The organism is Methyloligella halotolerans, assembly GCF_001708935.1.
Lineage (GTDB): Bacteria > Pseudomonadota > Alphaproteobacteria > Rhizobiales > Methyloligellaceae > Methyloligella > Methyloligella halotolerans.
The window spans coordinates 175,334-197,242 of the sequence record NZ_MASI01000006.1 but is presented as its reverse complement, the minus strand read 5'-3'; the positions used below and the strand labels follow the sequence as shown (position 1 = coordinate 197,242).

At 64.2% G+C, this 21,909-nt stretch carries 19 protein-coding genes; 9 read left to right on the top strand and 10 right to left on the bottom strand.

From position 1 onward, the window contains the following. Positions 1-33 precede the first annotated feature (33 nt). The 5 genes from A7A08_RS11935 (at position 34) to A7A08_RS11915 (ending at position 6,416) form a co-directional block, all read left to right on the top strand. Complete coding sequence (locus A7A08_RS11935; protein WP_069095691.1) at positions 34-720, top strand: GntR family transcriptional regulator; 687 nt, start codon at positions 34-36, stop codon at positions 718-720. A gap of 115 nt (positions 721-835) precedes the next feature. Then, entirely contained in the window at positions 836-2,212 is a 1,377-nt protein-coding gene (locus A7A08_RS11930; protein WP_069095735.1) for a glutamine synthetase family protein, read from the top strand. A gap of 14 nt (positions 2,213-2,226) precedes the next feature. After that, positions 2,227-3,615 (top strand): aspartate aminotransferase family protein, encoded by a 1,389-nt coding sequence (locus tag A7A08_RS11925; protein WP_069095690.1) that lies wholly within the window; start codon positions 2,227-2,229, stop codon positions 3,613-3,615. 39 nt (positions 3,616-3,654) lie between these two features. Continuing rightward, the gene (locus A7A08_RS11920) at positions 3,655-4,956 is read left to right on the top strand and encodes an NAD(P)/FAD-dependent oxidoreductase (RefSeq protein WP_069095689.1); all 1,302 of its coding nucleotides are present in this window, start codon (positions 3,655-3,657) and stop codon (positions 4,954-4,956) included. 29 nt (positions 4,957-4,985) lie between these two features. After that, positions 4,986-6,416 (top strand): aldehyde dehydrogenase family protein, encoded by a 1,431-nt coding sequence (locus tag A7A08_RS11915; RefSeq protein WP_069095688.1) that lies wholly within the window; start codon positions 4,986-4,988, stop codon positions 6,414-6,416. Positions 6,417-6,425: 9 nt separating this feature from the next. On the opposite strand, the gene A7A08_RS11910 is transcribed toward A7A08_RS11915, so the two are convergent. From A7A08_RS11910 to A7A08_RS11895, 4 genes are read right to left on the bottom strand one after another with little or no spacing between them, the layout of a single operon-like run. Further along, positions 6,426-7,136, bottom strand: coding sequence for a type 1 glutamine amidotransferase (locus tag A7A08_RS11910; protein ID WP_069095687.1), 711 nt, complete (start codon positions 7,134-7,136; stop codon positions 6,426-6,428). Between the two features lie 18 nt (positions 7,137-7,154). Further along, the gene (speB, locus tag A7A08_RS11905; RefSeq protein ID WP_069095686.1) at positions 7,155-8,126 is read right to left on the bottom strand and encodes an agmatinase; all 972 of its coding nucleotides are present in this window, start codon (positions 8,124-8,126) and stop codon (positions 7,155-7,157) included. A 23-nt stretch (positions 8,127-8,149) separates the two neighbouring features. Then, positions 8,150-9,457 (bottom strand): NAD(P)/FAD-dependent oxidoreductase, encoded by a 1,308-nt coding sequence (locus A7A08_RS11900; protein WP_069095685.1) that lies wholly within the window; start codon positions 9,455-9,457, stop codon positions 8,150-8,152. After that, entirely contained in the window at positions 9,457-10,803 is a 1,347-nt protein-coding gene (locus A7A08_RS11895) for a glutamine synthetase family protein (protein WP_069095684.1), read from the bottom strand. Before A7A08_RS11895 ends, A7A08_RS11900 begins: the two co-directional genes overlap by 1 nt. A gap of 73 nt (positions 10,804-10,876) precedes the next feature. Here A7A08_RS11895 and A7A08_RS11890 point away from each other — a divergent pair, with 73 nt between their 5' ends. After that, entirely contained in the window at positions 10,877-11,626 is a 750-nt protein-coding gene (locus A7A08_RS11890; RefSeq protein ID WP_208430631.1) for a GntR family transcriptional regulator, read from the top strand. Between the two features lie 9 nt (positions 11,627-11,635). Here the strand turns inward: A7A08_RS11890 and A7A08_RS11885 are convergent, their stop codons facing one another. The 3 genes from A7A08_RS11885 to A7A08_RS11875 are packed head-to-tail and all read right to left on the bottom strand — an operon-like array spanning position 11,636 to position 14,393. Beyond that, on the bottom strand, positions 11,636-12,451 hold the full coding sequence (locus A7A08_RS11885) for an ABC transporter ATP-binding protein (protein WP_069095682.1): 816 nt from the start codon (positions 12,449-12,451) through the stop codon (positions 11,636-11,638). Further along, positions 12,448-13,428: a FecCD family ABC transporter permease gene (locus A7A08_RS11880; protein WP_069095734.1), complete on the bottom strand. Its 981-nt coding sequence runs from the start codon at positions 13,426-13,428 to the stop codon at positions 12,448-12,450. Before A7A08_RS11880 ends, A7A08_RS11885 begins: the two co-directional genes overlap by 4 nt. 59 nt (positions 13,429-13,487) lie before the next feature. Continuing rightward, a complete protein-coding gene (locus tag A7A08_RS11875) occupies positions 13,488-14,393 on the bottom strand; it encodes an ABC transporter substrate-binding protein (protein WP_069095681.1) in 906 nt (301 codons plus the stop codon). A 481-nt stretch (positions 14,394-14,874) separates the two neighbouring features. Here A7A08_RS11875 and A7A08_RS11865 point away from each other — a divergent pair, with 481 nt between their 5' ends. Beyond that, positions 14,875-16,212, top strand: coding sequence for a DEAD/DEAH box helicase (locus A7A08_RS11865; RefSeq protein WP_069095679.1), 1,338 nt, complete (start codon positions 14,875-14,877; stop codon positions 16,210-16,212). Continuing rightward, positions 16,209-16,487 (top strand): hypothetical protein, encoded by a 279-nt coding sequence (locus tag A7A08_RS16355; protein WP_069095678.1) that lies wholly within the window; start codon positions 16,209-16,211, stop codon positions 16,485-16,487. The genes A7A08_RS11865 and A7A08_RS16355 overlap by 4 nt, the downstream gene beginning before the upstream one ends. Positions 16,488-16,508: 21 nt before the next feature. On the opposite strand, the gene gluQRS is transcribed toward A7A08_RS16355, so the two are convergent. From gluQRS to A7A08_RS11845, 3 genes are read right to left on the bottom strand one after another with little or no spacing between them, the layout of a single operon-like run. After that, complete coding sequence (gluQRS, locus tag A7A08_RS11855; protein ID WP_069095677.1) at positions 16,509-17,408, bottom strand: tRNA glutamyl-Q(34) synthetase GluQRS; 900 nt, start codon at positions 17,406-17,408, stop codon at positions 16,509-16,511. Between the two features lie 58 nt (positions 17,409-17,466). Then, on the bottom strand, positions 17,467-18,465 hold the full coding sequence (locus A7A08_RS11850; RefSeq protein ID WP_245290919.1) for a sodium:calcium antiporter: 999 nt from the start codon (positions 18,463-18,465) through the stop codon (positions 17,467-17,469). A gap of 56 nt (positions 18,466-18,521) precedes the next feature. Further along, complete coding sequence (locus tag A7A08_RS11845) at positions 18,522-19,391, bottom strand: CHAD domain-containing protein (RefSeq protein WP_208430630.1); 870 nt, start codon at positions 19,389-19,391, stop codon at positions 18,522-18,524. A 272-nt stretch (positions 19,392-19,663) separates the two neighbouring features. On the opposite strand from A7A08_RS11845, the gene A7A08_RS11840 reads away from it, so the two are divergent. Further along, the gene (locus A7A08_RS11840; RefSeq protein ID WP_069095675.1) at positions 19,664-21,004 is read left to right on the top strand and encodes a carbohydrate porin; all 1,341 of its coding nucleotides are present in this window, start codon (positions 19,664-19,666) and stop codon (positions 21,002-21,004) included. Positions 21,005-21,909: the final 905 nt, after the last annotated feature.

Sequence of the window (21,909 nt, the reverse complement as noted above, 5' to 3'; positions counted from 1 at the left end):
CAGAGCGCGAATTTCGCCGGAAGGTAAGGGCAGTTGGAGGTCGGTAATCTGAAGCAGCCTGCGCATCTTCGCGTCTACAAGCTCATTCGGGACATGATCCTCTATGGTGAGCTGGCTCCTGGAGAGGCGGTCACCATCCAGGGTTTGACCAATGTGCTGGGTGCCGGAATGACACCGGTGCGCGAGGCTATCCGCCGGCTCACGAGCGAAGGCGCTCTCGAATTCATGGGCAATCGCCGGGTCTGCGTGCCCGTCCTTACGGAGGCGAAGCTCGACGAATTCGCCTTCGCGCGCCTGGCCATCGAGCCGCAATTGGCCCGCTGGGGCGCCGAAAAGATCGGCGTCAGCAAGGTCTACGAGCTCGACATGATCGATCGCGCTCTCAACTCGGCCATCGCCTACGGCAATGTGCGCGAGTATCTCATCCACAATTACCGCTTCCACATGACCATCTATCAGGCGGCGGGAAAGCCGGAGTTGCTGAACATGGTTGAGCGGCTCTGGCTGAAGACCGGGCCGTCGCTGAGAATGATGTTCGGGCGGTTCGGCACCTTGAATCTAATCGATATGCATCAGCAGGCTATGGCCGCCCTGCGGGACAATCGGCCCGACAAGGTGGAGGAGGCCATGCGGGAGGACATTCTCCAGGGCATCGACACCATCCGCTCCGGTCTCTTCGAGGCGGCCGAGAGGAAGGATAATTTGATCAAAATTTCTTGACGGAATATCTTTGATCGGCCTTATGCATCCGGAGACTGCCGGGTTGGCATTCGGGGCAGGCCGATCAATATCCTGGCCACCGGGCGTGCTACCGCCCCTTCATGATGTGTGCAGCGTGACCCGCTATACGAAACCAGACTGGTTCGACTCCATACCCGAGAACTTCAACCACTTCCGCGGTGACAAGCCCGTGGAGGAGGTGCAGTGCATCATCCCCGACATGGTGGGTATGTCCCGAGGCAAGGCGATGCCGTGCGAGAAGTTTTCGCCGGACACCATCTACTACCTGCCGGACTCTCTCTTCTATCAGACGATCACCGGCGAATATGTCGAGATCGATCAGATCGAGAACCAGTGGATGGAGAAGGACATCGCCCTCCACCCGGATATGAGCACGGCCTGCGCCGCGCCCTGGGCGGAAGACGTGACCCTGCAGGTGATCTGCGATCTGAAGACGAGGAGCGGCGAGCTCGTGGAGGTCGCGCCCCGCAATGTGCTGAAGCGGGTCATCTCGCTCTACAAGGAGCAGGGCTGGCGTCCGGTCGTCGCCCCTGAGCTCGAATTCTATCTCACCAAGCCGAACCTCGATCCCAACGAGCCCGTCGAGCCGCCCATCGGGCGGACGGGACGGTCGGCCTCCGGCCGTCAGTCCTTCTCCATGGTCGCCGTCGACGAGTACGGCCCGGTCATCGATACGATCTACGACTTCGCCGAAGCCCAGGGCCTGAACATCGACACGATGATCCAGGAAGGCGGCGCCGGACAGATCGAGCTGAACCTGCTGCACGGCGATCCGCTCCTGCTGGCCGACGAGGTGTTCTACTTCAAAAGAGCGATCCGCGAGGCCGCGCTGAAGCACAACATCTTCGCGACCTTCATGGCCAAGCCAATGCGCGACGAGCCGGGCTCGGCCATGCATATCCATCAGAGCGTGGTGGATATCGACACGGGCGCGAACATCTTCTCCGACAAGACGGGCGGCATCTCGTCCTCCTTCCTCCACTTCATCGGCGGCTCCCAGAAACATCTGCTGGACGTCATGCCGCTCCTGGCGCCCTACGCGAACAGCTACCGGCGCCTGAACGGCCGCATGAGCGCGCCGGGCAATGTGGAGTGGTCGAAGGACAACCGCACGACCGGCCTGCGCATTCCCATCTGCGAACCCGAGGCGCGCCGGGTCGAGAACCGGATCATCGGTATCGACACCAATCCGTATCTTGCCATCGCGGCAAGCCTGGCGGCCGGTTATCTCGGCATGGTCAACAAGGTGGACCCGCGTCCGGAAGCGACCAACGAGGTTTGGCGGGAGGGCAGCGTGCTGCCGGACGGCCTCGCTGCCGCCCTCGCGAGCTTCGAGGTCGCAAGCGACATCCGCGCCGTGCTCGGCGAGCGCTTCTGCACGGTCTTCGCCGCGATCAAGAATGCCGAGCTCACCGAGTTCCGGCGCGAGATATCGCCATGGGAGCGCGAGCACCTGATGCTCAACGTCTAGCAAGGGGACGGCCGATGGAAACGAACTACACGACGGAGCAGCTGCAGCGTCTGGATGCCGCCCACCATCTGCACCCCTTCACCCATGGCAGCGCGCTCGGCGCCAAGGGCGTGCGCATCATCACAGAGGCCGACGGCGTCTTCCTTCGCGACAGCCAGGGGAACGAGATCCTCGACGGCATGGCCGGGCTGTGGTGCGTCGCGATCGGCTATGGCCGCGACGAGCTCGCAGATGTCGCCGCCGAGCAGATGCGTCAGCTTCCCTACTACAATACCTTCTTCCAGACTTCCCACGTGCCGGCGATCACCCTGGCGACGCGTCTCGCCGAGCTTGCGCCGGGCGATCTGAACCACGTCTTCTTCTCGACCTCGGGCTCCGAGGCGAACGACACCAATCTCCGCCTGGTGCGCCATTACTGGGCGGCCAAGGGCCAGCCCGAGAAGCAGACCATCATCGCCCGCTGGAACGGCTATCACGGCTCGACCGTCGGCGCGGCGTCCTTTGGCGGCATGAAGGGGATGCACGAGCAGGGCGGTCTTCCCATCCCCGGCATCGTACATATCAATCAGCCGGACTGGTGGTCCGAAGGGGGTGACACGAGCCCCGAGGAATTCGGGCTCCAGCGCGCCCGGGAGCTGGAGGAGAAGATCCTCGAGCTTGGCGAGGACAAGGTCGCCGCGTTCATCGCCGAGCCGATCCAGGGCGCGGGCGGGGTCATCATCCCGCCGGACAGCTACTGGCCCGAGATCAATCGCATCCTGAAGAAGTACGATATCCTCATGATCGCCGACGAGGTGATCTGCGGCTTTGGCCGGACCGGCGAATGGTTCGGCTTCCAGCACTACGGCATCGAGCCTGACATCGTCACCATCGCTAAGGCGCTCTCCTCGGGCTACGTGCCCATCGGCGGCTCGCTGGTGAGCGACGAGGTGGCCGCTGTGATCAACGACAGCGGCGAGTTCAACCACGGCTTCACCTATTCCGCCCATCCCGTCGCCGCCGCGGTGGCGCTGGAGAATCTTCGCATCCTCAAAGAGGAAGGCATCGTCGATCGCGTCAAGGAGACCACCGGCCCCTACATCAAGGAGAAGTGGGAAGCGCTGACCGATCATCCGCTTGTCGGCGAGGCCAAGATCAAGGGGCTGATCGCCTCCATCGCTCTGACCCCCGACAAGAGCACGCGCGCAAAGTTCGCCGGCGAGGAGGGAACGGTCGGCACGCTCTGCCGGGATATCTGCGTCGCGAACAACCTGGTGATGCGCGCCGTCGGTGACCGCATGATCATCGCCCCGCCGCTTGTCATCACGAACGACGAGATCGACCTGCTGATGGAGCGGGTCTGGCAATCCCTCGATCAAACTTACGAACGCATCCAAGCCGAAGGTCTGTTGCAAGCGGCCTGACGCCCGCAACGCGGGCGGGACTCATGGATAGCGAGGCCCATGGATATACTGACCATCAACGACCGGCCGGGCGAATACCCGGCCTCCTACTACGCCGCGACGGCGACGCCTCCGGGCCCATATCCGGAAGCTGAAGGGGAGATTGCGGCCGATGTCTGCGTGGTCGGCGGTGGCTTCACGGGATTGTCGGCTGCGCTGCATCTCGCCGAGCAAGGGATGGATGTCGTCTTGCTGGAAGCGAGCCGGGTCGGGTTCGGCGCTTCGGGCCGCAATGGCGGTCAGCTCAGCGGCGGGCAGCGCGTTGAGCAGCCCGAGCTTGAAAAAGAGTTCGGATTGGAGAAGGCCAAGATCCTCTGGCAGATCGGGCAGGATTCCGTGGCCCTGGTGAAGGGGCTGATCGAGCGGGGAAATATCGACTGCGCTCTGACCCCAGGCATCATCCACGCCGACCATCGCGCACGCTTCACGGCCGACACAAAGGCCTATGTCGAGCACATGCGCGACGTGTATGGCGACGAGGACATCAGCTTTCTCGACAAGGACGAGATCCGCGATCAGGTCGGCTCACCCGATTATCATTCCGGATCTCTGAACATGGGCTCCGCCCATCTCCATCCCCTGCGATATGTCTTCGGCCTCGCCCGGATGGCGGAGGCGGCGGGCGTTCGTATCTTCGAAAGAAGCCGCATGACCGGCTTCGACAAGGGCGAGACGGTAAAGCTGCGCACCGGCAAGGCTGTGGTGAGCGCCAAGCACATGGTGCTCGGGCTGAATGGCTATCACAACAATATCGAGGGTGGGATCGCGGCCAAGGTGATGCCCATCAACAACTACATCGCCGTGACAGAGCCGCTCGGCGAGAACTTCGCCAAGTCGCTGATCAAGAACGGCTACGCCGTCGCGGACAGCCGCTTCGTGGTGAACTACTTTCGGCTCACCGAAGACCGGCGCATGCTGTTTGGGGGCGGGGAGACCTACAACTATCGCTTCCCCGACGATATCGCCGCGACAGTGCGCAAGCCCATGCTGGAGATCTTCCCGCAGCTCAAGGATGTGCCCATCGACTACGCCTGGGGCGGCACCCTTGCCATCACCCGCTCGCGCCTGCCGCATTTCCATCGCGTGGACCGCAACATCCTCTCGACCTCGGGCTTCTCTGGCCACGGCATCGGCATGGCCACCATGGCGGGCAAAATTGCCGCCGACGCCATTGCCAATCAGGCCGGCCGTTTCGACATCATGAGTGAGATCCCGAACGCGTCCTTCCCCGGAGGATCGGCCATGCGGCTGCCCCTGCTGGCGGCGGCCATGACCTGGTACTCCTTCCGCGACAAACTCTAGGAGGCGCTTCCACGAAGCGCGCTGAATTTATGACCGATCTGAAGACCGACAAATTCTATATCGACGGCGCCTGGGTCGCCCCCAATGGCGGCACGACGGAAGACGTCATCAATCCAGCCAACGAAGAGGTCATCGCAACCATTGCCATGGGCACGGCGGAAGACGTCGACGCCGCCGTCGCGGCCGCAAATCGTGCCTTCGCCACCTTCTCCGAGACGAGCCGGGAGGAGCGCATCGCGCTTCTGAAGAAGATCCTGGAGGTATACGAGCGGCGCTATGCCGAGATGTCGTCCATCATCTGCGAAGAGCTGGGCGCGCCCATCGATCTTTGCGACAAGGCCCAGACCGCCGTCGGCGTCGGCCACCTGAAGGCGACCATCGCCGCCCTGGAAAATTTCGAGTTCGAGCACATCAACGCCGAAGGAGATCTCATCCGCCGCGAGCCCATCGGCGTCTGCGGCATGATCACCCCGTGGAACTGGCCGATCAACCAGATCGCTCTGAAAGTGTTCCCCGCCATGGCCGTGGGCTGCACCGTCGTGCTGAAGCCGTCGGAGGTCACACCCCTAAACGCGCTGCTGTTCGCCGAGATCCTCGACGAGGCCGGCGTGCCCGCTGGTGTCTTCAATCTGGTGAACGGCGATGGCCCGACTGTAGGCTCCGCACTCTCCAAGCACCCCGACATACAGATGATGTCCTTCACCGGCTCCACCCGTGCCGGCCGCTTGATCACCAAGGATGCGGCGGAGACCGTCAAGCGCGTGACCCTGGAGCTCGGCGGCAAGTCGCCCAACGTCATTCTCGACGATGCCGATCTGGAGAAATCCATCAAGCAGGGCCTCGCCCAATGCTTCATGAATTCAGGCCAGAGCTGCAACGCGCCCACCCGCATGCTCGTCCATGAAAGCCAGTACGCTGAAGCCATGTCTTCGGCCGCGAAACTCGCAGAAACCTTCGAGGTTGGACAGCCGGCTGAGAAGGGCCCCCATATCGGTCCCCTCGTCTCCGCCGTGCAGTTCGAGAAGGTGCAAGGGCTGATCGAGACGGCGATCGACGAGGGCGCAAAGACGCTCGCCGGCGGACCGGGACGCCCAGCCGGATTCAATCGCGGCTACTTCGTCCGGCCGACTGTTTTCGGCGAGGTCACCAATGACATGACCATCGCCCAGGAAGAGGTGTTCGGTCCCGTCCTCGTGATGATTTCCTACGGCGATGACGAGGAGGCAATCCGGATAGCCAACGACACGCCCTACGGTCTCTGCGCCTTCGTCCAGTCCGGCGACCTCGAACGCGCGAAGAACGTCATGAAGCGCCTGCGTGCCGGCATGGTCCGCATCAACGGCACCGATATCGGATTCGGATCGCCCTTCGGCGGCTACAAGATGTCCGGCAACGGCCGCGAAGGCGGCGTCTTCGGGCTAGAGGATTATTGCGAGATCAAAGCCGTCTCGATGCCGTAGCGGGAGTGCTCAGCGTTCCTCGTCGGCCGGAACCGCAAGCCGGTTCACGGACGCCCTGAAGAAGTCGGCGATCTGCTCCGAGAACGCCTCTCTGTCGAGCGGAAGGTCGAAGCTTGATGCGGCATTCTCGGCGATGTCGTAGGGCAGGGTCGTGCCCCGCGCTTCCAGCAGCGCCCGGGAGAATTTCGGCGTGAACTCCGGATGGGGCTGGATGGTCAGCGCCTTGTCCCCGTAGCGGAGCACCGCGTAGCGGCAGAACGCCGATGAGCCTTCGACTTCCGCATCCGCCGGCGGCTCGATGACCTGATCCTGATGCCAGGCGATGAGCCGGGCCTCCTGACCGTCTTTGAGTTTGTATTCCGTCGCGCCCACCGACCAGCCGCCGTCGAACTTCTCGACCTTGCCCCCGAGCGCCTGGGCCACGATCTGATGTCCGAAGCAGATGCCGACCACCGGCACGGAGGCCGCGTAGGCCCCGCGGATGAAATCCTCCAGCGGCGGGATCCAGGGATGATCCTCGTAGACGCCATGCTTGGAGCCGGTGATCAGCCAGCCGTCGGCGTCGTCGGGGCTGTCCGGCCAGATGTCGTCGATGACCGGATAGGTCTCGAACGAAAGCTCCTTCCCTGCCAGGAAGGCATGGAAGAGATCGTCGTAATCCCCTTCTTCGTCCCGGATCTCGTCCGGGGAATGTCCGGTGGCCAGAATGCCGATTTTCATAAGCGTACCTAAGAAGTCCTAGAGCTTGCCCACGGGATGGCGCTTCGCGCCCTTCTTCTCCGCAAGCAGGCAGAGCCAATCATGTGCGACCGTGGCCGCGGCGATCGCCGTGATCTCGGCATGGTCATAGGGAGGCGAGACCTCCACCACATCCATGCCGACCAAGCGCAGATCGCCGAGACCGCGGATGAGTTCCAGGGCCTGCCAACTCGCCAGCCCGCCGACCACGGGGGTGCCGGTGCCGGGCGCGAAAGCCGGATCCAGCCCGTCGATATCGAACGAGATGTAGAGCGGTGCATCTCCGGCCCGGCTCTTGATCGTCTCCAGCGCCGCGTCGATCCCATTGCGGTGAACCCAGGGCGCTGTGAGGATCTCGAAGCCGTGATCCGAGTCGTTGTAGGTCCTGAGGCCTATCTGGGTAGATCGGGCCGGATCCACAATCCCCTCCTTGGCCGCGCGCGAAAACATCGTGCCGTGATCCAGGGATTTTCCGTCGTCCTCCCAGGTGTCGCAATGGGCGTCGAACTGGAGCAGCGCGAGGGACCCGTATTTCTTGGCATGGGCCTTCAGCAGCGGATAGCTGACGAAGTGATCGCCACCCAAGGTCAGCATGAGCGCATCCTGGTCGAGGATGCCGTCGGCATGAGCCTCGATCGTCGCCGGCACGTCCTGGGGATGATGGGGGTCGACGAAGCAGTCACCATAATCGGCCACCGCCAGCGTTTCGAACGGATCGAAGCCGAAAGGGAACGCCTTCAGCTCGGCGAGTTGCACCGAAGCTGCGCGGATTGCCTGGGGTCCCAGCCGGCACCCGGGCCGGTTGGTCACTGAGCTGTCGAACGGCACGCCGCTCACCACCACATCGGCGCCGGCGATCTCGCGCGTATACCGACGCCGCAGGAAGCTCTGTGCTCCGGCATAGGTCATCTCCGGCCACCGGCCGAGAAGCCCGTCCGCCCTGAAGGCCTGATCGCCGCGCTTGTCGTTCATCCGTCTCCTCTCGAACTCTTCTGTCAGATGCCCAGCCTATCGCGCAGCGCATACCACCACGAGCCGACGGTGGAATAGGGCACCCGGAACAGTCGCCCGCCGGGGAAGGGAACCCAGGGCATTTTCGCGAACACGTCAAATCGCGACCGGTCGCCGTCGATCGCCTCGCCCAGGATGCGACCGAACAGATGGGAGCCGACCACACCGTGACCGCTATAGCCTTGCGCGAAATAGGTACTGTCGCCGAGCCGGCCGAGCTGGGGAACGCGGGTGAAAGACAGGGCGAAATTCCCGCTCCAGGCGAAGTCGATCGCCACGTCCTTCAGGGCCGGGAACACATCGGTCATGTTGCCCATCAGCTTTGCCTTGATGTCGCTCGGGGTCGACCCGCCATAGACGGTGCCGCCGCCGAACAGCAGGCGCTTGTCGGCGGAGAGCCTGTAGTAGTCCAGGATATAGCGCACATCCTCCACGCAAGCGTCCGACGGGAGGAGCTCACGGGCCAGCTCGTCGCCGAGAGGCTTCGTCGCCATGATTTGCGTCGAGACCGGCATGACGCGCCAGGAGAGCGTCGGCACCACGGAGCCGAGATAGGCATTGCCGCAGAGCACCAGCGTATCGCAGGTCATCCGGCCGTGGGGCGTTTCGACCACCGGCCTGTCGCCGCTGTGGTCGATGCGCAGCGCAGGCGTGCGCTCGTGGATCACGCCGCCGAGGCTTTCCAACGCGTCCGCCTCGCCCAGCGCGAGGTTGAGCGGATGCATGTGGCCCCCCGACCGGTCGATGACGCCTCCCACGTAAAGGTCCGAGCCGACCAGTTCCCGCATCTGGTCCTTGGAGAGCAGCTCCTGGTGGTGCAGGCCGTAGCTCTCCCACACTGTGACCCGCTCCTCGAGGTCCTGCATATGACGCCCGTTGAGGGCGGCGAAGATGTTGTCGTCCTTCAAGTCGCAGGCGATCTCGTAGCGCTTGACCCGGTCGCGTATGATCTCGCCGCCTTCCTGCACCACGCTTGCGACGAACTTCGCCGTCGCCGTGCCATAGCGCTTCCTGAAGGATTGCAGGCTGGCGTTGAGGCCGTTGACGATCTGGCCGCCATTTCGGCCCGAGGCGCCCCAGCCAACCTTCGCACCCTCCAGCACGCAGACCTGATAGCCCTTCTCGGCCAGCGTGATCGCCGCCGAAAGACCGGTGTAGCCCGCGCCGACCACACAAACCTCCGTCTCAGCATCTCCTTCGAGATGCGGCCGGTCGGGGGCGGGATTGGCCGAATATGCGTAGTAGCTCTCCACATACTCGCCGTCGCCGGCATAGCTCGTCTGTTTCGTCACTAAACCACTTCCAGATAGGTCTGATGCTCGAACTCGGTCACGGTTTGCCGGAAGCGCTGCAGCTCCTGGCGCTTGCAGTCGACCAGCATGCGCTGAAGCGTTGGAGAGAAGATATCGCCGACGTGGGACCCTGCATCGAACGCCTCAATGGCGGCACCCCATTCCCGCGGCAGGGCGGGAAGCTCCGCGTCATAGGCATTGCCGTCGACCGGGGGAGGCGGCGTGAGCTTGCGCTCGATACCGAGCAGCGCACCGCCGAGAATGCTGGCCAGAACGAGATAGGGATTCGCATCGGCGCCGGCGACACGATGCTCGAAGCGCCGGGCCTTGCCCGCGCCGCCGGGAATCCGCACCGCCGCGGTTCTGTTCTCGTAGCCCCACCCCACGGAAGCTGGCGAATGGGTGCCAGGCTGAAAGCGCCGATAGGAGTTCTCGTGGGGCGCGAAGGTGAGCATGCATTCCTGCATGGTCGTCAGAAGTCCGCCCACCGCATGCTGCAGCGTCTCTGAACCTTCGAGGCTGCCGTCGTCGAAAACGTTCTCTCCATCCCTATCCAGCAGCGAGACGTGATAGTGGAGCCCGCTCCCCGAATCCTCGCCATAGGGCTTCGCCATGAAGGTCGCGCCGAACCCGTGCTTGCGGGCGATGGCGCGCACCATGTGCTTGAACAGGATCGCATCGTCCGCCGCCTTCAGCGGATCGTCGATATGCTTCATGCTGACTTCGAACTGTCCGAAGCCGTATTCCGAGATGGTCGTATCGAGTCCGATCTCCTGGTCCCGGCAGTAATCGTAGACGTCGTTCAGGAAGCCCTCGAAATGCTGCACCTCGCTGATGGAGATCGCGTTGTGCGCATTCAGCCGCTCGCCCGAGACCGGCGAGGTGGGCGGCATCGGGCTCCGGCCCGAAGGATCGAACAGGTAGAACTCGAACTCCCCCGCAACGACGGGCTTCAAGCCGGCCGCCGCGTAGCGCTCGCAGATCGCGGCCAGCGCGCGTCGCGGATCGCCGAGGAACGGCGCCCCATCCTCATAGCCCATCCACAGAAGCGCCATGGCGCCGGGGCGGGTCATCCAGTCGGTCGCCACCAGCGGACGCCCCGTGTAGGTGCAGACCCCGTCCGCATCGCCCGTCTCGTAGACGAACTGGCTGCCTTCGATATCTGCGCCCCAGATATCCACGTTCAGGGTGGAGAAGGGCATGCGAATGCCACCGCCGAGCAGCTTGGAGCTCTGGTCGGCCGGAAGCCATTTGCCTCGAAGCGTCCCGTTCAAATCGCAGAGACAGGCGAAGAGTGATGCGATCTCCGGCCGCGCGGCGAGCCAATCTGTGTAGTCCGAAGCCATATCGGATGATATCGTTCGCTAGTTTTTGATACGTTATTCCTATTTGTGATATCATTCCGCCATGAGGTCAACGTTGAAAGCCGCGCAAATCGGCGGCACGCCCCTGGTTTCGGTGCCGAAGCTCGATCTTCAGGCCGCTCTCGCCGCAGTCGATGTCGATCCATCGTTGACGATTCAGGAGCAGTGCTACGCGAAGCTTCGCCATTGCATCATGGTCGGCGCCATTCCGCCTGGCACCCAGCTCACCATGCGCGGCCTTGCCGATGCCTTCCATATGAGCCCGACGCCGATCCGCGAGGCGGTGCGGCGGCTCAGCTCCGAGCACGCCATCGAAATTCTCGGCAATCGGCGCATGCAGATCCCGACGATGACGCTGCAGCGTTTCGCAGATCTTCTCGCGCTTCGGGAGACGCTTGAGAGCCACGCGGCAGCCCGGGCGCTGCCCTACGTGTCCGACATCGCCATCGCCGAGCTTCGCGCCATCGACGCCCGAATGGACGAGAAGGTCACGGAAGATGCGGTGGACGAGCTCATCGTCCTGAACCAGCACTTCCACAAGGGGATCTACGAGCTGAACCCCTACCATGCGGCCATGAACTGCATCGAGAGCGTCTGGCTTCAGATCGGGCCGAGCCAGCGTGTGGCGGGAGACAGGATCCGCGATCACTATCTCGTGGACCATCATAAGGTGATCCTGAGCGCCCTTGAGAAACGGAACGAGGCCCTCCTGGTCGATGCCCTGGTCAAGGACATCCGCGCCGGCGCCGCTCTTATCGAGACCAGCCTTGGCGGCGGTGATCGCCTCCTCAGCTCCGTTGCGTGAGATAGCCGGTCAGGCCGTTGCGTCCTCGTCGGTCACGTCGATCGGCGTGACGGAGAGCCAGTTGCCCGTGTCGTCGATCTCCACCTTGATCCCGTAGACGGTCTCGACCGTCGCTTCGGTCAGAACCTCCTGCGGCGTCCCCATGGCGTGCAGGGCGCCGTCATGGAGCAGGATGAGCCGGTCACAGTAGCGCGCGGCCAAAGGCAGGTCGTGGAACACGGCGAGCACCGCGATCCCTTGGTCGACCGCGCGCCGGAGCAGATTCAAAATCCGGAACTGATAGGCCGGGTCGAGGGCGGCGATCGGCTCGTCGGCCAGCAGCACCGTTGGCGTCTGTGCCAGCGCCCTGGCCAGCAGCACCCGCGCCAGTTCACCCCCCGACAGCGTATCGGCCTGCCGCCCCGCCAGCCCCAGCGTATGGGTCATCGACATCGCCCGCTCGATCGCCTCCCGGTCGGTGCCGCTCATCCCCATGAAGGGGCGGCGGTAGGGAAGGCGGCCCAGCGCCACGAGGTCCCGCACCTTGAGCGGCCAGTGTACTGCTCGCGTCTGGGGCAGATAGGCGAGCTTTTGCGCCCGATCGCTTCTATCGATGTCATCGAGCGGCTCTCCATGCAGCAGGACCCGGCCTTCGGTCGGGGCGCGGAGTCCCGCAAGCACATGCATCAAGCTGGATTTGCCGGCGCCGTTCGCGCCCACCAGCCCGATCAGTTCGCCGGGAGCGACCGCGAAGGAGACGTCGCGCAGCAGAGCTTCGCCCTTGCCGTGGGCGAGGGCGATCTTCTCCGCCGTCAGACTGGCGGAAGCCGTGTCGACGCCGCTCATGCGAAGTCCCTCCCGCGCATGCGCAGGATCAGCACCAGGAAGAAGGGCGCGCCGAGCAGGGCCGTCAGGACGCCAAGATTGAGCTCCCGCTCCGGCGTGATCACCCGGATCAGGCAATCAGCCGCGATGACCAGGCTCGCCCCGCCGAAGAAGCTGAGACTGAGGGTCCGGCTCGGCCGGCCGTCCGTAAAGGGCCGCAGGATATGCGGCGCGATCAGCCCGACGAAGGCGATGGCCCCGGCGACCGCCGTCGCCGCGCCCACGCTCATGGCGATGCCGAGGATCAGCAGGATTTGCGTGCGGCGAAGATTGACCCCGAGATTTGCGGCGACATCCTCCCCCAGGCTCAGCCCGTCGATCGCGCGGCCTAATGTCAGCAGGAGAGCGCAGCCGGCCAGGATCAGCGGCGCGGCCAGATAGACATGGTTCATGCTGCGGTCTGCGAGCGACCCCATCAGCCAGAACACCACCTCCGACATGGCGAACGGGTTGGGCGAAAGGCTCAAGGTCAGGCTGGTCAGGGCGGCGGTGAAGGCGCTGATCGCGACACCCGCAAGGATAAGCGTCAGCGGACGGCTGCCGTGTCCGGCGAGCAGATAGACGGTGATTACGGCGGCGCCGGCACCAAGCAGCCCTGCGAACGGAACGGCGAAGGGGATCGCGTATGAAAGTCCGAAATAGAATGCCAGGACCGCCCCCAGGGCCGCGCCGCCGGACGCGCCGATGATGCCCGGCTCCGCGAGAGGATTCCTGAGATAGCCCTGGAGGGCTGCTCCGGAAACGCCGAGCGCTCCGCCGACGAGCACGGCCAGGATGCTGCGGGGAAGGCGGATCTCCCGGACGATCAGCCAGACGGCCGAGGCGGTGTCGTCCCGGGTAAAAAGCGCGCGAAAGACCTCGACCGGTGAGAGATGCGCAGGACCGATAATCAGGGACAGCAGAAACAGGCCGAAGGTGAGCGCGATCAGCCCCGCCAGCGAACGCCGGTAAAGCTGCTCGCCGCTCTGTGCTTCCGCTTCGATGATCCTGGTTTCGCTCACGGCGCCGCGGCCGCCTCTCGGCTCTTCGACGTCACCAGTTCCTCGCGGAAGGCGCGCAGCCGCTTCACGACATGCACGATCTCCGGCGTGCCGCAGATGGTCTCGGCGCTGTCCCAGCTGAGGCTGGGAATGTCCCGGTGCAACGCCTGCAGCGCGGGATGGCGGAAGACGTCATAGGCCAAGGCATCGCCCTCGTAGCGGTGGTCGGGGAGCAGCAGCGCGTCTGGCTTGCTCATCAAGACGGTCTCCAGGTTCAGCTTCTGCATACCCGAAAGACCGAGGCTCCGGCCGATCGAAAGCAGCCCGGCCTCTTGCAGGACGGAATCGACCAGCGTTCCCGGACCGGAGGTATAGGCGTTGGCGTAGAGCGGCACCACCAAAGGATCCTCGCCGGCTTGGGGGGCATGTTCGGCAAGGGCTTCATCGATATCCCGGACCATCGCCTCGGCTCTTTCGCTCTCCCCGACCGCCTCGCCGACGGCCCTGATATTGGAGACCACTTCCTTCAGGCTCGTCGCGGGCGGAACCTCCACCACCTTGAAGCCGAGCTGCCGCAACAGCGGAACATTGGCCCGGGTATAGGCTCCGGCGAGGATCAGATCCGGCTTGGCGACGATCAGCTGCTCCGCGCTGCCAAAGGTGATCGGAAGCCCGGCGGCCTGTTCGGAAAGCGTCGAAACCTCCGGGTCCCGTGCGAGATGGCTCACGGCGGCGATCCGCTCCTCTGGCACGAGCAGCATCAGAAGCTGATCGGTGCAGACATTCAGCGACACGATCCGGTGCGGCGGAGGCTTCCCGGCGTCCTTGGCGCTCGGTTCGGCCGCGTCGGATGGCGCAGCGATCGATAGAGAGAGTGCGAGGAAGGCGAATCGCGTCCATCTTTCGATCGGTCTAGCTGTCATGCCTATCGCCTGTCCCAGCGCCGCGAAGGACTCTCGTTCCGGTTCGATTGCGGGACCCTCATGTAACGGAAGCGGCCTCGATGCGGTAGAGGAGACCGTCGGGCCCAGTTCATCCGTGGCCCCGGACATGGCCGTGGAAACGGCCCACTCCCGCGATATTCGGCCTGAGCGCCGGAGGGTAGGCGAAGGTTTTGCTTGCCAATTTCGCCCCTTGGCCCCATATGATTGCCTTGGGCAGTGCGAGCATGTGCTTGCACCCTTTGAGATTCTCCTGCCCCCAATCACGAGCGCGTCCCGCGAGGTCGCCATCGGCGACGCGGATGCTTCCCATGAAATCGCATCACTTCGGTGAATGCGCTGGATACGCGGCTCCTGGTTGCCAACACCCGTCGATACATGCCGGGCAACTCTCTTTCATCGCATCGAAGGATGCGCCATGCGCGAACACGCAGGCGCCAGCCGATGCACAAAGGATATCTTAGTGACGAACACGTTTGATGATCTCGGCTTGGCCGAGCCGCTCCGGCTTGCGGTAAAAGCCGAGAAGTACACCACCCCTACACCCATTCAGACCAAGGCGATCCCGGCGATCCTCGACGGCGGTGACCTTCTCGCTGTCGCCGACACAGGAAGCGGCAAGACCGCAGCCTTCTCCCTCCCGCTTCTGCACCGCCTCGCCGCGGACCGCGGGCCGCGCACACCCGGCGCACCGCGCGCCCTCATCCTGGCACCGACCCGCGAGCTTGCCGCCCAGATCGGCGAGAGCATCGATGCCTATGGCCGTGGCCTGAAGCTGCGGTCGACCATCATCTCCGGTGGCGTCGGCTACGGACAGCAGTTCAAGGCGCTGAAGGGCAATGTCGACATTCTTGTCGCTACGCCTGGTCGACTCCTTGAGCTGATGACCAGGAGCCGCATCCGCCTCGACCGCGTCTCGATGCTGGTCCTCGACGAAGCCGACCGCATGCTCGACATGGGCTTTGTCCGGGAAGTCAGGAAGATCGCGGCTGCCTGTCCCAAGCAACGGCAGACGCTCCTGTTCTCGGCAACCATGCCGCCGCCGATCGCGACGCTGGCCAAGGAACTGCTGCACGATGCGCTTCGCATCGATGTGGCGCCCCGGAAAGTCGAAACGCGGAAGATCGAGCAGCGCGTCTATTTCGTTGGCGCCGCCGACAAGAAGACCCTTCTCCTCGATCTGGTGAACGGACCAGACGTGGGGCAGGCGATTGTGTTCACGCGCACCAAGCGCGGCGCGGACCGTATCTATCGCCATCTCGTGCAGGAAGGCGTCACCGCCGAAGCTCTGCATGGCAATAAGGCGCAAAACGCGCGTGTTAAGGCCCTCAATGGGTTCCGCGGCGGCAAGATCCGCATCCTGGTCGCGACCGATATCGCGGCCCGCGGCATCGACGTTCCCGGTCTTTCCCACGTGATCAATTTCGACATGCCGAACGAGCCGGAGAGCTATGTGCACCGGATCGGCCGGACCGGCCGCGCAGGCGCGCAGGGCATCGCGATGTCGTTCTGCGACACCAGCGAGGGCGCGTATCTCAAGGCGATCGAGCGCTTGACCCGGACAGAGCTTGAGGTGTCGGACCATCCCTTCGCCCTGGCGCCGTCCGACGTGATGCGCCAGCAGCCCAAGTCCAAAGCCAAATCAGGGCCGAAGAGCAAGTCGGGCAGGCCGAAACGCAAGTTCGGAGGCCGTCCGGTTTCCAAAGGCCGCGGCCGCTATCGAGGCGATCGGCCGAACGGCGCACCCGGTGCCGCCGCACGCATGTCATCGGAACGCATCCAGTCGGAGCACGCAATATGAACGATCTCGCCCTGAAAACGAGGCCGCCGTCCGCGCGGTCGGCAAAGGAAATCGCCGACGAGCGTTGGCAGCGGCAGACGCGCCGCATGGCCGACGAGGAGCAGGTCGCTCGCGATGCAGTGGCTGAGAAGACCGCGCGCCTGCGCGGGCTTCGCCTGGCCAGGGAAGCTGCGGAGAGTTCCGCCGCCGCCGCCGCCGCTCTCGAGAAAGCCGAGAAGCAGAAGACCCGTGCCGCCGCCAAGGCTGCCAGGGCAGCCAAGACCGCCAAGGCCTAGCCAGCGCCATAACGGGTTCGCTTAGCCGGCCGACTGGCCGGCGGGCGCCAAGCCTACCGACGACCGGATATCCTCTGGCGTCGCGCCGGACTCGCGTAGTACGGCCAGGGAGAGATCCTTGTGCCGCTTGGCGAGGCGCCGGCCATTCTCGTCCCGGATGAGACGATGATGCCGGTAGACCGGCGTCGGCGTTCCTGTGAGCGCTTGAAGCAGCCGGTGGATTGGTGTCGAGGGGAAGAGATCCTGCCCCCGCGTCACATGGGTCACGCCCTGGAACCCGTCGTCCAGCACCACCCCCAGATGATAGGCGATGGCGCCGTCCTTTCGCCTCAGCACAACGTCTCCGACCTGCTCGATCAGCATCTGCGGATCGAGAGGAATCATGCCGTGCTCGCCCCTCGGCCCCTCGCCGATCTCTTCGAAGGATAGCGCGCGCACCGCATCCGGCCCGCCGAGAAAGTCGATGGCCTTCTTCATATCGAGCCGCAGAGCATGAGCCTTGTCAGAAGGAACCTCCGATCGCTCGCGGCAGGTGCCGGGGTAGGGCGGACCGTCGGGCGCGCCTTCCTGGGGTGCGCCGGCCGCCGCCTGGATCTCGGCCCGGGTGCAGACGCATCCATAGACCAGTCCCTTGTCGGCCAGGTCGTCGATCACGGCGCAGTGGCTCTTCGCTCGCGTCGATTGATAGAGCACCGGCTCCGGCCAGGTGAGGCCGAGGAAGCGCAGGTCCTCCTCGATGCATCTTGCGAATTTCGGGCGGCATCGCCCGGTATCCAGATCGTCCATGCGCAGCAGGAACGTGCCGCCCGCGGCCTGCGCCGCCTCCCACGCGGTCAGTGCCGAAAATGCATGGCCGAGATGCAATTCCCCCGTGGGCGAGGGGGCGAAACGTTCAACGGCGGGATCTGAGGCGGAAACCATGCAGAAGCCGTACGGAAAAGACCGTACTCGATCAATTCCCTAACGTCGCGCAAGCACCTCAGCCCAGATAGATCTGCAAGGCGATAACCGCGGCATAGACCGCGAGAATCGAGATGCCTTCGAAGCCGATGCCTTTGCGATCGCGCAGAATCAGCCCCATGAGAAGGATCGCCGTCATCACGACGCCCGCAACCAGCAGCAGGGCGTCGCGGGAGCCCATGGCGGCGTAGATGGAGCCGTCGCGATAGGCGAAATCGGAGATGGTCAGGAAGAGCACGTCGAAGGTGTTGCCGCCGACGATGCCGCCGACCGCGAGTTGCAGCGCGCCGCGGCGAACGGCGGCAACCGTAGTCACGAGCTCCGGCAGAGAGGTGGCGGTAGCGGTCAGCAGCGCACCCACCACCGTCTGCGATATCCCGAAATCCGCCGAAATGGCCGCGCCGGTCTTTGCGACGACGTAACCGGCCCCGGCGAGGACGGCCGCGAGCCCCGCGAACTTCAGCAGAAGCGGCATCAGCGCCTCCTGCATCGCCTCTTCCTCCGGCCCGTCAGGCTGGGTCTCCGAGGTCTGCCTTGGCTTCCAGCTCGGCCGCTCCTGCAGGGCGACATTGGTCCGGACGCCGAAGATGTATGCGGCGATTAGGATGAAGGAGACGGGGTGCAGCGCCCAGACGGTCAGCTGTGGCGTGACGTAGCCAGCAAGAGCGACGCCGAGCAGCAGGACGAGCAGGGCCGCCTGCAGCATGTTCTTCTCGTCTGCCGCGGCATGTTCGAGATTGGCGCGGCGATAGGTGAGGTCGGCGACGACCAGCAACACGGTCTGAGCGCATATGCCGCCCACGGCATTGGAGACGGCGAGGGGAGCCAATCCGTCGATGGCCGCCGAGACCGATGTGACGACACCGGAGAGGGATGTCGCAGCGCCGAGGAGGATACCACCCACCACGGCCTCGCCGAGCCCGGTGCGGTCGGCGAGCGTGTCGGCGACCCGGGTCATGTAGACACCGGCGAGGGCGATCACGAGAGCGGCCAGCGCGAAGGCTCCGACTTCAATCACTGGCGATATCCTCTGGGTCGGGATCGGAGAGGATCCAGGTTGGCAGGCTTTTGCGTCTAAGCCGCCTGCAGCAGATGAGCGTCCTCGTGCCCGGCCTGCCAAGCATCCCAATAGTGCCGCCAGCGCCGGGTGAGCGCAGACGGCTTTTCGGCGAATACTCGCTGGCCACAATGAAGCGCTTGTGACGCCAGTAGGGCCTGACGCCCTTGCGCCAATCCAAGGTAGGCTTTCATCTCGTCGGTCTCACCGCCGAACAGGGATGGAAGGGCCTCCTGGAGAACGGCGAGATCGTGATGATCGCCCAAGACATCGCCGAGGCTCTTGGCCGCCGCGACGTGGGTCTCCATCGCCGCGGGCCAGATATCGCTCAGAAGCTGGGCATGATAGCGGTGATATTTCACCCGCTTCCGCCACTCATGCATTGAGTTCGGCGCGGGGCGCTCGGCTGCCTCTGCCATGGCATCGCGGCCGCGCTTGTAGGTTTTGCGCAGGCCGTCCGCCGCGGCGGCGAAACCGTTCCCCTCGATTTCCCATTTTTCGATTCGGGGCTTCGCGTCGGAAAGGCGGTCACGGAGCACCGCCAGCCTTTCTTCCAACCCGTGATTCTCTGCCGCCTCTTCCTGCCGCTCGACGAGACGGTTGCGGACAGAGGCGTAGACCGGTGCATCCGTCCGGTCGGCATAGAAATCCATCAGCGCGTCATGGGTCTCGAGCATCGCTTCGGAATCCCGCAGGACCGAAAGCGAGCCTGCCGCCTCCCGGAAGGCGGCATTCTCCTTCGCGTAATCGTCGAAGCCCGGCCGCACGAGACGGATAAGTCCGCGAAGCTTCTTGCAGCGCTTGCGGACCTGGTGGATCGTATCGTTCAAGCCGAGATCGCTGTCGTCGATCTCCGCGATGGCCTTGTCGACCTGGCTCTTCGCCACGCGGCGCGTGTTTTTTTCGACAGATTTTCCGGCTTTGAACGTATAGGCCAAACGCCTTCTCCTCTGGGGCTCGTCAAGGGTGTACCTAGGAAGGGTGTACCTTCCAGGAAACCATGCAATCCCTGCGAGGTTCCGGCTTTGCAAATTGCGGTGTCGCGGGGCGCGGACACGCCAAGGGACCGACCGGAAGGAATATCAGCAGTGGGGGCTTGCTGATGGGAAACACGTGGCAGGACGGGGCAGGGCGGAGGCCGCGCCGATTGCGACGGGCGTTGTCTCGCCGCAGCCGGCGCGCCGCGCTTGCCGTCGCGGTCCTTCCAGTCGCGTTCTGGGCCGGAGACGGACATGCCGCCGGATGCTTCGCGGATCACTTCGCCGTCCCCTACGCCCCGCGTCTGGAGGATGGGAGGGGAGCCCTGACCGACAGGGGCATCGCTATCGGCGGCTCCTACACGGGCGAGGTCTTCTCCAATCTCTCAGGCGGTCTCGGCCGGGCGACGACCTATGACGGCCTGCTCACTCTTTCCGTCAATGCGGACCTTACGAAGCTCGGCGGCTGGCAGGGACTCTGCTTCCACGCCGACGCCTTTCAGATCCATGGCCAGAGCATCACCGCCGAAGGTACGGGAGGCTTGGCGCCGGCCAGCAATATCGAGGCCGATCCCGCCACGCGCTTCTCGGAAATCTGGCTTGAGCAGAGCCTGTTTCAGGACCGCGTCTCAATCCGCTTCGGCCAGTTGGCGGCGGATACGGAATTCATGCTCACCGAAGCCTCCGGCTACCTGCTGAACGGCACCTGGGGCTGGCCGACCATCGCCGGCTTCGATATCCCCGAAGGCGGCCCGGCCTATCCCATGGCCGCCCCGGGTATCCGGTTGGCGGTCAGGCCTACGGATAGCTTCGAGATCAAGATCGCCGCATTCAACGGCCTCGTTGCCGAGGATTGCAGCGAGCGCGATGCTCAGCTTTGCAATCCCCACGGCGTCGACTTCCCCATCGGCGACCCGCCGCTGGTGATGGGCGAGATGGCGTTCCGCTACGACATCGCGAACGGCCTGCCGGGCGAGGTCAAGCTCGGCGGATGGCACCATGCTGACACCTTCTCCGATCTCCGGTTCGATGCGGGCGGCAACCCCATCGCAGTGAGCGGGTTGAAGGGCGCGACTATAGATGGCGATCACGCGTTCTACGCCATCCTGCAGCAGATGATCTGGCAGCCTGCCGGTGCGAAGGATGAGCAGGGGGTTACGCTGTTCGGACGCGTCATGGGGGGGCCTGAGGACCGCAACTTCATCGAGCTTTACACCGAGGCCGGAATTATACTCACGGGGTTGATGCCGTCCCGTCCAGACGATGCGATTGCTTTCGGTTATGAGCGGACCGGCATCTCCGATGCGGCCCAGGCCTTCGACATCGATAGCGGCGCGCTGATCGGCCGTTCATACGAGGCCCTGGCCGAACTCACCTATACTCTTGCGTTGCGGGACTCTTGGACCCTGCAGACGACCCTCCAGTATCTCTGGCGTCCGGGCGGCGGCTATACCGATCCGGGAAGCGACAAGCTGCTCAAGGATTCCACCGTGATCGGTACCCGGTCCGTCTGGCGGTTCTAGAGAAACAGCGGAAATCGCGGCGCTGGCTGACCGGCGGGGTTTGTGGCTGCAACAAGGTCATTTCATGTCACCGCGCGATGGGACTTGCCGTTTTCTTTCGGCTGCGCTTCCATTGAAATTGAGGTAAAAGAAAACCTCGAAAAAACAATCGGGCCAGTGCCTTCGCACCAATGCGTCCCGATACCGATTTCGCAGGGGTATGGCTGGGGGACTTCGGAGGACGCGATGCGTCTTGCCCTCTGGCATGAGTCCACTTGGCTTTACTGTGGCCGGCACTTGTTTGCGCCACTTCGCCTGCGACCAGCGACTGCCAAAGTTCAACGTTCCGCAGGGCCGCAGCCGAGATTTTCGGCGCAGCATGGCGTGCAGCCTTAGCGTCTTGAAGGGTCTGGACGCCGCCGGCCATGAAGCCTGAACCGCCGCCGCGGGAGCGGATCCGTATGAGGGGGAACCTCAATGAGTAACATGCGTCACGACCGGCCGAACCATAACGGCCCCAATCGGAGCGGTGCGCCGGCAGACCGGCCGAGGCCCGATGGGCCGCACCATACCGCTTCTGGGCAGGCCCCGGGCCGCCACGGCCAAAATCCGGCATTCCAAGATCCGGCTTTCCAAGATCCGACTTTCCAAGATCCGGCATTTCAGGATGCGGCATTTCCAGATCCGTACGCTCAAGATCCGTATGTCCGAGATCCCTACGCTCAGAACCCCTATCCTCAAGATCCTTATGCACAGGATCCCTATGTCCAAGATCCCGCATTCGACGGTGCGCCGGGATGGCAGGGGCAGCCAGGTCCGGTCGGCAGCGGGAATGCCTCGGAAGAGCTGACACCCGACGCCATCGCCCGCCATATCGCGCCGGAGCCGCCGCGCAATCTCTCCGAGAGACCGCGCGCCGCTGCCCG

Excerpts from the sequence above, each read along its gene's own strand:
- A7A08_RS11925 (WP_069095690.1), top strand. The coding sequence starts at position 2,227 with ATGGAAACGAACTACACGACGGAGCAGCTGCAGCGTCTGGATGCCGCC.
- speB (WP_069095686.1), bottom strand. The coding sequence starts at position 8,126 with ATGAACGACAAGCGCGGCGATCAGGCCTTCAGGGCGGACGGGCTTCTC.
- A7A08_RS11895 (WP_069095684.1), bottom strand. The coding sequence starts at position 10,803 with ATGGCTTCGGACTACACAGATTGGCTCGCCGCGCGGCCGGAGATCGCA.
- A7A08_RS11885 (WP_069095682.1), bottom strand. The coding sequence starts at position 12,451 with ATGAGCGGCGTCGACACGGCTTCCGCCAGTCTGACGGCGGAGAAGATC.
- A7A08_RS11920 (WP_069095689.1), top strand. The coding sequence starts at position 3,655 with ATGGATATACTGACCATCAACGACCGGCCGGGCGAATACCCGGCCTCC.
- A7A08_RS11915 (WP_069095688.1), top strand. The coding sequence starts at position 4,986 with ATGACCGATCTGAAGACCGACAAATTCTATATCGACGGCGCCTGGGTC.
- A7A08_RS11910 (WP_069095687.1), bottom strand. The coding sequence starts at position 7,136 with ATGAAAATCGGCATTCTGGCCACCGGACATTCCCCGGACGAGATCCGG.
- gluQRS (WP_069095677.1), bottom strand. The coding sequence starts at position 17,408 with ATGGTTTCCGCCTCAGATCCCGCCGTTGAACGTTTCGCCCCCTCGCCC.
- A7A08_RS11875 (WP_069095681.1), bottom strand. The coding sequence starts at position 14,393 with ATGACAGCTAGACCGATCGAAAGATGGACGCGATTCGCCTTCCTCGCA.
- A7A08_RS16355 (WP_069095678.1), top strand. The coding sequence starts at position 16,209 with ATGAACGATCTCGCCCTGAAAACGAGGCCGCCGTCCGCGCGGTCGGCA.